This is a genomic window from Streptomyces sp. NPDC049627, assembly GCF_044465645.1.
Classification (GTDB): domain Bacteria; phylum Actinomycetota; class Actinomycetes; order Streptomycetales; family Streptomycetaceae; genus Streptomyces.
Genome location: NZ_JBITLW010000020.1, coordinates 103,224 through 115,007, shown reverse-complemented (window position 1 = coordinate 115,007; position 11,784 = coordinate 103,224). Strand labels below are relative to the sequence as shown.

At 70.8% G+C, this 11,784-nt stretch carries 8 protein-coding genes; 4 read left to right on the top strand and 4 right to left on the bottom strand.

Annotated elements, in window-relative coordinates; all coding sequences use genetic code 11:
* Nucleotides 1-127: 127 nt before the first annotated feature.
* Both ACIBU0_RS40580 and ACIBU0_RS40575 read left to right on the top strand, forming a co-directional pair.
* Nucleotides 128-916 (top strand): ABC transporter ATP-binding protein, encoded by a 789-nt coding sequence (locus ACIBU0_RS40580; protein WP_398828899.1) that lies wholly within the window; start codon nt 128-130, stop codon nt 914-916.
* A complete protein-coding gene (locus tag ACIBU0_RS40575; RefSeq protein ID WP_398828897.1) occupies nt 913-3,501 on the top strand; it encodes an ABC transporter permease in 2,589 nt (862 codons plus the stop codon). Before ACIBU0_RS40580 ends, ACIBU0_RS40575 begins: the two co-directional genes overlap by 4 nt.
* 94 nt (nt 3,502-3,595) lie before the next feature.
* On the opposite strand, the gene ACIBU0_RS40570 is transcribed toward ACIBU0_RS40575, so the two are convergent.
* Nucleotides 3,596-5,062, bottom strand: a complete 1,467-nt coding sequence (locus ACIBU0_RS40570; RefSeq protein WP_398828895.1) for a DUF2079 domain-containing protein — start codon at nt 5,060-5,062, stop codon at nt 3,596-3,598.
* Nucleotides 5,063-5,467: 405 nt separating this feature from the next.
* Between ACIBU0_RS40570 and mfd the strand changes: the two genes are divergently transcribed.
* The gene (gene mfd / locus ACIBU0_RS40565) at nt 5,468-8,998 is read left to right on the top strand and encodes a transcription-repair coupling factor (RefSeq protein ID WP_398828893.1); all 3,531 of its coding nucleotides are present in this window, start codon (nt 5,468-5,470) and stop codon (nt 8,996-8,998) included.
* 33 nt (nt 8,999-9,031) lie between these two features.
* Here the strand turns inward: mfd and ACIBU0_RS40560 are convergent, their stop codons facing one another.
* Nucleotides 9,032-9,517, bottom strand: coding sequence for an SgcJ/EcaC family oxidoreductase (locus ACIBU0_RS40560; protein WP_398828891.1), 486 nt, complete (start codon nt 9,515-9,517; stop codon nt 9,032-9,034).
* Nucleotides 9,518-9,551: 34 nt separating this feature from the next.
* Nucleotides 9,552-10,148, bottom strand: coding sequence for a TetR/AcrR family transcriptional regulator (locus ACIBU0_RS40555; protein WP_398828888.1), 597 nt, complete (start codon nt 10,146-10,148; stop codon nt 9,552-9,554).
* A gap of 115 nt (nt 10,149-10,263) precedes the next feature.
* Between ACIBU0_RS40555 and ACIBU0_RS40550 the strand changes: the two genes are divergently transcribed.
* Nucleotides 10,264-11,145 (top strand): hypothetical protein, encoded by an 882-nt coding sequence (locus tag ACIBU0_RS40550; RefSeq protein ID WP_398828886.1) that lies wholly within the window; start codon nt 10,264-10,266, stop codon nt 11,143-11,145.
* Nucleotides 11,146-11,491: 346 nt separating this feature from the next.
* On the opposite strand, the gene ACIBU0_RS40545 is transcribed toward ACIBU0_RS40550, so the two are convergent.
* Nucleotides 11,492-11,674 (bottom strand): antitoxin, encoded by a 183-nt coding sequence (locus ACIBU0_RS40545; protein WP_398828884.1) that lies wholly within the window; start codon nt 11,672-11,674, stop codon nt 11,492-11,494.
* Nucleotides 11,675-11,784: the final 110 nt, after the last annotated feature.

The window sequence follows — 11,784 nt, the reverse complement described above, 5'->3', positions numbered from 1 at the left end:
CTCGCCGACGCCAGACTCAACGACGTACGACGACGTGGCACGACGCACCACTTCGCACGAACGACCGCAGGACGTACCGGCAGACGGCCTCGTACGTCCATCCGCTGACCGACATAGGAGACATACCGTGACATCGGCTGTGACCATTCCCAGGCACGGGGGCACTGGAGGGCGTACGGCCGTTGCCGCGCGGGCGCGGCAGGTCGTCAAGGCGTACGGGTCGGGGGAGACCCGTGTCGTCGCCCTCGACCATGTGGACGTGGACATCGCGCGGGGACAGTTCACCGCGATCATGGGGCCCTCGGGGTCCGGCAAGTCCACCCTCATGCACTGCCTCGCCGGGCTCGACACCGTCACCGGCGGCAAGATCTACCTCGACGAGACCGAGATCACCGGGCTGAAGGACAAGAAGCTCACCCAGCTGCGCCGGGACCGGATCGGCTTCATCTTCCAGGCGTTCAACCTGCTGCCGACGCTGAATGCCCTCGAGAACATCACGCTGCCCATGGACATCGCGGGCCGTAAGCCGGACCGGCAGTGGCTCGGGCGCGTGGTCGACACGGTGGGACTCTCCGACCGGCTCAAGCACCGCCCCACCCAGCTCTCCGGCGGCCAGCAGCAGCGCGTCGCCGTGGCCCGGGCCCTGGCCGCGCGGCCGGAGATCATCTTCGGTGACGAGCCCACCGGAAACCTCGACTCGCGCGCGGGGGCCGAGGTCCTCGGCTTCCTGCGGCGGTCCGTCGACGAGCTCGGGCAGACCATCGTGATGGTCACGCACGACCCCGTCGCCGCCTCGCACGCCGACCGCGTGCTGTACCTCGCCGACGGCCGCATCGTCGACGAGATGTACAAGCCGACCGCCGACGCCGTCCTGGACCGCATGAAGGACTTCGACGCCCGGGGACGTACGTCATGACCGTCGTGAAGACCTCCCTGCGCAACTTCTTCGCGCACAAGGGGCGCATGGCCCTGTCGGCCGTGGCGGTGCTGCTGTCCGTCGCCTTCGTGTGCGGGACGCTCGTGTTCACCGACACGATGAACACCACCTTCGACAAGCTCTTCGCCGTCACCTCGTCGGATGTCACCGTCAGCTCCAAGGACGCCGAGGACGAGGACGACGGCAACGGCACGGGCCGGCCCAACTCCCTTCCCGCCTCGACCGTCGAGCGGGTCGCGGCCGCCGACGGCGTCAAGAAGGCGGAGGGCGCGGTCGCCTCGACGAGCGTGACCGTCGTCAACTCCGAGAACAAGAACATGGGGTCCAGCACGGGCGCGCCCACGTTCGCCGGCAACTGGACCGCCAACGACCTGAGGTCCATGGAGATCACCTCCGGCCACGCCCCGCGCGGGCCCACCGAGGTCATGGTCGACGCGGACACCGCCGACAAGCACGACCTGAAGCTCGGCGACGAACTGCGCACCATCGCCGCCACCGGCGACATCCGCGCGCGGATCGTCGGCATCGCCTCCTGGAAGGTGACCAACCCGGGCGCGGCCGTCGTCTACTTCGACACCGAGACCGCCCAGCGCACCCTCCTCGGCGCCACCGGCCGCTTCACGCAGATCTCCGTCACCGCCGCGGACGGCGTCAGCGACGAGCAGCTCAAGCGGAACGTCGCCGAGGCCCTGAACGGCACGTCCGGAACGACCGGCGCGTACAAGATCCAGACGGCCAAGGAGAACGCCGACGAGAACCGCAAGGACGTCGGCCAGTTCATGGACATCATCAAGTACGCCATGCTCGGCTTCGCCGGAATCGCGTTCCTGGTCGGCATCTTCCTGATCATCAACACCTTCTCGATGCTGGTCGCCCAGCGGACGAGGGAGATCGGCCTGATGCGGGCGATCGGTTCGTCCCGCAGGCAGGTGAACCGCTCCGTGCTCGTGGAGGCCCTGCTCCTGGGCTTCGTGGGCTCGATACTCGGCGTCGGCGCCGGTGTCGGCATCGCGATCGGCCTGATGAAGCTGATGTCGATGGCCGGCATGAACCTCTCCACCGACGACCTGACGGTGAAGGTGACGACCCCGGTGGCCGGCCTCGTGCTGGGCGTCGTGGTCACGGTCCTCGCCGCCTATCTGCCGGCCCGCCGCGCGGGCAAGGTCTCCCCGATGGCCGCCCTGCGCGACGCCGGGACACCGGCCGACGGCAAGGCGGGCCGGGTGCGCGGTCTGACCGGACTGGTCCTGACCGGCGCGGGCGCCTACGCCCTGTACGCGGCCGCGACCGCCGACAAGGCGAGCGACGGTGCGCTCATGCTCGGCGGCGGCGTGGTGCTCACCCTGATCGGCTTCGTGGTCATCGGCCCGCTGCTCGCGGGCGGCGTGGTCCGGGTGATCAGCGCGGTGCTGCTGCGGGCCTTCGGACCCGTGGGCCGCATGGCCGAGCGCAACGCCCTGCGCAACCCGCGCCGTACCGGCGCCACGGGCGCTGCCCTGATGATCGGCCTCGCGCTGGTGGCCTGCCTGTCCGTGGTCGGCTCCTCGTTGGTCGCCTCGGCGACGAGCGAGCTGGACAAGTCGGTGGGGGCGGACTACATCGTCATGGCCCAGCAGCAGCGCATCGTGCCGCAGGCCGAGAAGGCGATGCGGCAGACGCCTGGCCTGGCGCACGTCACCCGCTCCAAGCAGGTCAACGCCAAGCTGACCTCGCCGGACGGCAAGACGGACGACACCGGGCTCACCGCAGCCGACCCGACGTACGCCGAGGATCTTCGCCGTACGACCATCGAGGGCACCCTGTCCGCCGCCTACGGCAAGGACGCCATCTCGGTCGGCTCCGACTACGCGACCGAGCACGGCGTGCACGTCGGCGACACCCTCACCGTCGCCTTCAGGGGCGGCGAGACGGCGAAGCTGAAGGTCGCGGCCGTCACGGACGACGACACCTCCTTCGACCAGGGCGCGCGCTACATCAGCATCGAGACCCTGCGGAAGTACCTCCCCGCCGACCGGATCCCGCAGAGCGACATGATGCTCGCCAAGGCGAAGGACGGCCAGGAGGAGGCGGCGTACGCGGCCCTGAAGAAGGCGCTCGACGAATACCCGCAGTACCAGGTCCGCGACCAGACCGACTACAAGCAGGAGCTCAAGGACCAGATGGGCCAGCTCCTGAACATGGTCTACGGCCTGCTGGCCCTGGCGATCATCGTGGCCGTCCTGGGCGTGGTGAACACCCTGGCCCTGTCGGTCGTCGAACGCACCAGGGAGATCGGCCTGATGCGGGCGATCGGCCTCTCCCGCCGCCAGCTGCGCCGCATGATCCGCATGGAGTCCGTGGTGATCGCCCTGTTCGGCGCCCTGCTGGGCCTGGGGCTCGGCATGGGCTGGGGCGCGACGGCACAGAAGCTCCTGGCGCTGGAGGGCCTGAACGTCCTGGACATCCCGTGGCCGACGATCATCGGGGTCTTCATCGGCTCGGCCTTCGTGGGCCTGTTCGCGGCACTGGTGCCGGCGTTCCGGGCGGGCCGGATGAACGTACTGAACGCGATAGCGACCGAGTAGCCGCCCGGTTGCCACGGCCACCGCAGACGGGGGTTGCGGGGGAGGGCCCGGTCCGCAGGGACGACCTGCGGACCGGGCCCGCGTCCGTTGCCGGCTACTGGCCGCTGTCTGTGCCCTGCCGCTTGAGGAGTACGACGCCGTAGGCGGTGCCGTCGACGGCGTACCGGGCGTCGGGGTGCAGGGCTTTGGCGTAGGCCTCGACGTCGCGGTAGCGCTTGCGGGAGTTGTCCAGGGCGATGAAGTCGGGGTTGATGCCGCGCGCACTGCTGATCCAGAAGACCCGGCACCGTGAGGTGAGGCGGCTGATGGGGGCGATGTTCGCCTCGACGGAGGCCCCGTCCGGAACCTCGGCCAGCAGCCGCTCGATGGCGCTCACGCGCGCGGGCTTGCGATAGATCTCGCTCTCGGCCAGGGCGGACAGCGGCAGCGAGGTGGTCAGCGCGAGGGAGGCGGCGGCGACGGCGGCCGGCAGGTGATGCCCGTACGACCGCAGCCACGCGCGCGTGCTGTTCCGGGTGCTGTCGAGCGCGTCGACGAGCGCGAGGGTCACGACGGGCATCAGGACGGCGCTGTAGTGCCAGTCGGTGCCCCAGTACTGCGGATAGGAGGAGACGAACCGCCATCCCACCGTAGGCAGGGCGATCAGCAGCACCGGCGACCGCAGGGCGAGCAGTCCGCTGGTGGGTATGAGCAGCCAGCCGAGCGTACGGAGCTTGGTGTCGAGGCCGTCGAAGGGGCCGGCGCCGTCCGACTCGTTGACCTTGTTCCAGTAGTCGTAGGTCCCGCCGGCGTTGAAGCCCGGTATGACCAGCAGGAGGGTGACGGCGACGGCCACCACGCCGAAGACGGCGACGCCGAGCGCATACCGGGCCGCCCGCGGGGAGTCACGGCGCGCCCGCAGGGCGACGACCAGGGCGAGGGCGGCGACGGTCATCCCCAGGTCCTCCTTCACGAGGACGAGGGGAAGCGCCCAGAGCAGGGCGGCACGCCAGTGCCGGGCGAGCAGCGCCTCGAGGCTGAAGGCGATCAGCGGCACGGCGAAACAGATCTCGTGGAAGTCGAAGTCGACGGCCTGCTGCAGCCCCCAGGACAGCCCGTACGCGACACCGAGCGCCAGCCCCCGCCGCCGCCCGAGCAGCCGGGCGGCGGCACGGGTGACGGGGACGGCGGACAGCGCGAAGAGCGCGGCCTGCGCGACGAGCAACGTGACCGGCGAGGGGAACACCCGGTACAGCGGCGCGAGGAGCGCGGTCACAGGACTGAAGTGATCGCCCAGGATGTTGAACCCCGGCCCCTTGAGATCGGCGACCGGTGCCTGCAGATGCGCGTAGGCCCGGATGACCTGCTCGAAAATCCCCAGATCCCAGGACCGCTGCCCCAGATGCCGATAACGCCCCACGGACACGACCGCGTACCCCACGAAGAGGCCCACGGCGAGCAGCCACGGATCGCGCCGCCCCGAGCCGGGCTGCTCGGTCCCCGAGGGGCGTGGCGTGGACTGCGCCGGTATGTGGGGTTCGGAGGAGGTGTTCGACGTCGCGGAGGCGGCGGGGGTGGGCATGAGGGGACCTTACGCGGTGTACATGCGTGGCCTTCAATAGACATCTGAGGACGAGACAGCCGTCCCGATCCTCCACCCACCCGCAGGGGGCGGCGCCTCTCGACGCCGGCCCAGGCAATTCAGCCCGTCCGGCGTTTGAGGACGAGGCCCTTTCGGGGCCGACGGGGGTCCAGGGGGCGTCAGCCCCCTGGCGGGGTCGAAGGGGCGGAGCCCCTTCAGGATGGGACGGGTAGGGGCGGCGGGGGCGAGAAAAAGCCGAGCCGAGCCGCAGCGCCGGCGCACAGAGAACGGACGTTATCCACAGCCCCCGGCACCCGCCCGCGCAGCGACGTACGCTGGAACCCCCGGCCCGTACCACGCGCCGGGCCCTTCGCGTTGCCCACCCAGGACGGAAAGCGCCCCCGAATGAGCCTGCACGGTCTGCTCGACGCCGTAGTCAAGGACACCGCCCTCGCGGAAGCGACCAAGGCGGCCGCAGACGGCAACCGCATGCACGTCGACCTGGTCGGCCCCCCGGCGGCCCGCCCGTTCACGATCGCCGCCCTCGCCCGCGAGACCGACCGCCCGGTCCTGGCGGTGACGGCGACGGGCCGGGAGGCCGAGGACCTGGCGGCAGCCCTGCGCTCCCTCCTCCCCCCGGAGGGCGTCGTGGAGTACCCGTCCTGGGAGACCCTCCCGCACGAGCGCCTCAGCCCCCGCAGCGACACCGTCGGCCGCCGCCTCGCGGTGCTCCGCCGCCTCGCCCACCCCCGCCCCGACGACCCCGAGACGGGCCCGGTCTCCGTCGTCGTGGCGCCCGTACGGTCCGTCCTCCAGCCCCAGGTGAAGGGCCTCGGCGACCTCGAACCGGTGGCCCTGAGGACCGGCCAGACCGCCGACCTCAACACCATCGTGGAGGCCCTCGCCGCCGCCGCGTACGCGCGCGTGGAGCTCGTCGAGAAGCGCGGCGAGTTCGCCGTACGAGGCGGCATCCTGGACGTCTTCCCGCCCACCGAGGAACACCCCCTGCGCATCGAGTTCTGGGGCGACGACGTCGAGGAGATCCGGTACTTCAAGGTCGCCGACCAGCGCTCCCTCGAAATCGCCGAGCACGGCCTGTGGGCGCCCCCCTGCCGCGAACTCCTCCTCACCGACGACGTCCGCGCACGCGCGCGTGCCCTCGCCGAACAGCACCCGGAGCTCGGCGAACTCCTCGGCAAGATCGCCGAGGGCATCGCGGTCGAGGGCATGGAGTCCCTCGCCCCCGTCCTCGTCGACGACATGGAGCTGCTGCTCGACGTCCTGCCCAAGGGCGCCATGGCCGTCGTATGCGACCCGGAGCGGGTACGCACGCGTGCCGCCGATCTCGTGGCGACGAGTCAGGAGTTCCTGCAGGCGTCCTGGGCCGCCACGGCCGGCGGCGGCGAGGCGCCCATCGACGTCGGCGCGGCCTCCCTGTGGTCCATCGCGGACGTCCGCGACCGCGCGCGCGAGCTGGACATGATGTGGTGGTCGGTGTCGCCGTTCGCGGCCGACGAGACGCTCGACGCGGACACCCTCAAGCTCGGCATGCACGCCCCCGAGGCGTACCGCGGCGACACCGCGAAGGCCCTCGCCGACACCAAGGGCTGGCTCGCCGACGGCTGGCGCACGGTCTTCGTGACCGAGGCGCACGGCCCGGCCGCCCGCACGGTCGAGGTGCTCGGCGGCGAGGGCGTGCCGGCCCGCCTGGAGGCGGACCTGGGGGAGATCTCCCCGTCCGTCGTCCATGTCGCCTGCGGCTCGATCGAGTACGGCTTCGTCGACCCGGTGCTCAAGCTGGCCGTCCTGACCGAGACCGACCTGTCCGGCCAGAAGGCGGCCGGCCGCGACGGCGCCCGTATGCCGGCCCGGCGCCGCAAGACCATCGACCCGCTCACCCTGGAGGCGGGCGACTACATCGTCCACGAGCAGCACGGCGTCGGCCGCTACATCGAGATGGTGCAGCGGACCGTGCAGGGCGCCACGCGCGAGTACCTCGTCGTGGAGTACGCCCCCGCCAAGCGCGGCCAGCCCGGCGACCGCCTGTACATCCCCACCGACCAGCTGGAGCAGATCACCAAGTACGTCGGTGGCGAGGCCCCCACCCTGCACCGCCTGGGCGGCGCCGACTGGACGAAGACCAAGGCGCGCGCCAAGAAGGCGGTCAAGGAGATCGCGGCCGACCTGATCAAGCTGTACAGCGCGCGCATGGCGGCCCCCGGGCACGCCTTCGGCGCGGACACCCCCTGGCAGCGCGAGCTGGAGGACGCCTTCCCGTACGCCGAGACCCCCGACCAGCTGACGACCATCGCCGAGGTCAAGGAGGACATGGAGAAGTCGGTCCCGATGGACCGCCTGATCTGCGGCGACGTCGGCTACGGCAAGACGGAGATCGCGGTCCGCGCCGCCTTCAAGGCGGTCCAGGACGGCAAGCAGGTGGCCGTGCTCGTCCCCACGACGCTGCTGGTGCAGCAGCACTTCGGGACGTTCTCCGAGCGCTACTCGCAGTTCCCGGTGAACACCCGGGCCCTGTCCCGCTTCCAGACCGACACCGAGGCGAAGGCGGTCCTGGAGGGCCTGAAGGACGGCTCGGTGGACATCGTGATCGGCACGCACCGCCTGTTCTCCTCGGAGACCAAGTTCAAGGACCTGGGCCTGGTCATCGTCGACGAGGAGCAGCGCTTCGGCGTCGAGCACAAGGAGCAGCTGAAGAAGCTGCGCGCCAACGTCGACGTCCTGACGATGTCCGCGACCCCCATCCCGAGGACGCTGGAGATGGCGGTCACGGGCATCAGGGAGATGTCGACGATCACCACCCCGCCGGAGGAGCGCCATCCGGTCCTGACGTTCGTCGGGCCGTACGAGGAGAAGCAGATCGGCGCCGCGATCCGCCGCGAACTGCTGCGCGAGGGCCAGGTCTTCTACATCCACAACCGCGTCGAGTCGATCGACCGTGCGGCCGCCCGCCTGCGCGAGATCGTCCCCGAGGCGCGTATCGCGACGGCCCACGGCCAGATGTCGGAGCAGGCCCTTGAGCAGGTGGTGGTCGACTTCTGGGAGAAGAAGTTCGACGTCCTGGTCTCCACGACGATCGTCGAGTCCGGCATCGACATCTCCAACGCCAACACCCTGATCGTGGAGCGCGGCGACAACTTCGGCCTCTCCCAGCTGCACCAGCTGCGCGGCCGGGTCGGCCGGGGCCGCGAGCGCGGTTACGCCTACTTCCTCTACCCGCCGGAGAAGCCCCTCACCGAGACCGCCCACGAGCGCCTCGCCACCATCGCGCAGCACACCGAGATGGGCGCGGGCATGTACGTGGCCATGAAGGACCTGGAGATCCGCGGCGCGGGCAATCTGCTGGGCGGCGAGCAGTCCGGCCACATCGCGGGCGTCGGCTTCGACCTGTACGTCCGGATGGTCGGCGAGGCGGTCGCGGACTACCGGGCGTCCCTGGAAGGCGGCGTCGAGGAGGAGCCGCCGCTGGAGGTCAAGATCGAGCTCCCGGTCGACGCGCACGTCCCGCACGACTACGCGCCCGGCGAGCGGCTCCGCCTCCAGGCCTACCGTTCCATCGCCTCCGCCAACACGGAGGAGGACATCAAGGCCGTACGCGAGGAACTCGTCGACCGCTACGGCAAGTTGCCCGAACCGGTGGAGAACCTCCTCCTGGTGGCCGGCCTGCGGATGCTGGCACGCGCGTGTGGCGTGGGCGAGATCGTCCTGCAGGGCACCAACATCCGCTTCGCGCCGGTGGAGTTGCGCGAGTCCCAGGAGCTCAGGGTCAAGCGCCTGTATCCGGGCAGCGTCATCAAGCCGGCCGTGCACCAGGTGCTGGTGCCGCGTCCGAAGACCGCGAAGGTGGGCGGGAAGCCGCTGGTCGGGCGGGAGTTGCTCGGATGGGTCGGGGAGTTCCTGGCGTCGATCCTGGGGTCGTGAACCAGTCGGCTCCGAGGCGGGGAGGCTGCTGCTCTAGGCTCCCCGCACCTCCGTGTTCTGGCAGGCGTGCAGCAGCCACCTGCCGTCGGCCTGCCTGGTCATGACGTACAGCGGAGCGCCCTCCGTGTCGCCCTGGGGCGAGTGGTAGACCTGCCGGACCTTCACGGCCGCCACGTCCGGACGCAGGAACTGCGTGTGCGCCACCTCGTAGGTGACCTCGCCGTCCCAGGTCGCGGCGGGCAGCACGGCGCGGGTGAACTCGGCGATCGCGTCGAGGCCTATGAGGACCTTGCCGTGGGCGGTGGTCCAGAGGGCGTCGGGGTGGAAGAGCGCGAGGAAGCCTTCGGGGTCCTTGGCGCGCTGGGTGCGCTCGACGGTCGCGACGACCTGCTGGATGGCCTCGAGGTCCGCCTGCTCGTCGGTCTTGGGATCCGGCTGCCGGTTGGTCCTGAAATCCGTCTGCTGGTCGGTCTTGGGATCCGGCTGCTGGTTGGCCTTGTCTGCGGCTTCGGTGGTCATGCGGACCACTCTCGTATCTCAACCGGGCTTGAGGTCAAGCGTCGTGGCGCGGCTCCCTCCGGAACAGCATCGCCGCCAGCGTCCGGAACACCTCCTCGGGGTCCTCGCCGCCGACCGGTCCGTCGAGGTTGTGGCTGAGGAGCAGCGTGGCGAAGCCGTGGGCCAGGGACCAGGCCGCGATGCCGGCAAGACGGGTGTCGATGCCGAGGCTCTCGGGCCGTACGGCGGAGACCGCGCCGCGGAGCGCGTCGGCGGCGAGGGCGCGGGCCGTGGTCAGTTCGAGGTCGTCGGCGCGCAGCAGCTCGGGGGTGAACATCACCTGGAAGTGGGCGGGGTGCTCGCGCGCGAAGCGGACGTAGCGCACGCCCGCCTCCTTGAGGTCCCCGGCCTCGCGGAGCGTGGCCGCGAGCAGCCCGAACCCCTCGGCGGCGATGGCCGTGAGCAGTCCTGTGCGGTCCCTGAAGTGATGGGCCGGCGCCGCGTGCGAGACACCCGCACGGCGGGCCAGGTCGCGCAGGCTCAGCGCGGACGGGCCGTCGGCGGCGATGGCGTCGAGCGCCGCGGTGAGGATGGCACGGCGTAGGTCGCCGTGGTGGTAGGGGCGGCGGGCGGACGGCTTATCGGGGGTCATGGTCAGCAGGGTACGCGCAATCTAGGCATTGACAAGTTCGGGTCGGCCGGGCAATCTTGTCAGTGTCAAGTTGTGGGTCTCGGGGATCCGCGGCATCGGACTGGGGAGTCGCGTCATGGTGAAGCACGACGATGGTCTGGAATCGGGTCGCGTACGTCAGCTCTGGCACCTGCTGGAGCCCTTGCACGCGGTGCTGTACTACGCGCCGGAGGTCTTCGAGGAGGCGGCCGCGCTCGGTTATGCCACCGAGGAGCGCTGGCCGAGCTACTTCCCGTACCGGGCGGCGCCGTTGGGGGTGGTCGGCGCGGAACGGGTCGCGTCCGCCTTCTACAGCTTCAGCCCCCGCATGGTCGCCGAACACATCGACCCGGCGTGGAAGATCGCCGATCCCGAGGCCCTGTTGCAGGCGAGGCTGCGGGGGATCGACGGGGCCTACCGCGCGATACTCGGCGACCGGACGGACAGCCCCGAGCTGGCGGAAGCCGCCGCCCTCGCCCGCCGTGCCGCCGAGGCGGCCGACACCGCGGGCCGCCCGCTCGCCGCGGCCAACGCCGCCCTGGACTGGCCGCAGGCGCCGCACCTTCAGCTCTGGCATGCGGCGACACTCCTGCGCGAACACCGCGGCGACGGCCACATAGCGGCCCTGCTGGTGGCCGGCCTCGACCCCGTCGAGTCGCTCGTGTCCTTCGCCGCGATAGGTGCCGCATCCGTCGAACGCTTCGAGAGCCGGGGCTGGAGCCCCGGTGAATGGGCGGCTGCCCGCGCCCGCCTGGCCGCCCGAGGTCTGGTCGACGCCGAGGGTACGGCCACGGAGGCGGGCCGAGATCTGCGCCGCACCGTCGAGGAACACACCGACCGGCTCGCCGCCGCACCGTGGCAGGCCCTGACTCTTGAGGAGATCGACCGCCTGGTGGAACTGCTCGGCGAGTTCTGGGTGGCGGTGCTGTCCTCCGGGCTGCTGCCGTCGGAGACGACGCTGGGGATCGGAAAGGTCTGAGCGGGCTTTGCCGGCTCGGCCTGGAGCCGGAGGCGGGCGGCGGACGCCAACTGCGGGTATTCACGGCGCGGTTGAGGGAGCGGTGGGTGGCCGGGAGTGGTGGGCGGTCGGTGGTGCGTAGCCGGTGGTCGGTAGTTCGTGGCCGGTGGCCGGTAGTCGGTGGCTGACAGCACGAAGCCGCCCGCGGTAAGCAGGTCTCCGCGGACGGCCCCTGTTGGCAAGGTGGTTCAGCGAGGCCCGGCCGTGGTGCGGGCGCCGGCAGAGGCGGTGGGGGCGTGCCCTCGCGGGGCTTCCCCGCGTCGGCGCCATGCCCGGCAGGGGTCGTGGTCCTCCGTTGGTTCCGGCCTTACGGCTGCTCGGGCCTGTCGCGGTCGATGCCGAGTTCGCGCTCCATCCGCTGCTGCGCCTCGTCGGTCCGGCCCTCGTACCTGTTGCCCGTCTTCTCGTTGACCTTGCGTTCCGCGGCGTCGGACACGTCCCTGGCCCTGTCCTGCGCCTGACGGTTCTTGAACCTGTCGAAGATGCCCATCCAGAGCTCCTTCCGGAGGTGATTCATCACCGATCACCACCGACGATACGCCCGGGTTGCGAGGTATGCGCGATTAAGACCGTTATGGTCTGGACCTCTTGAATGCCGCC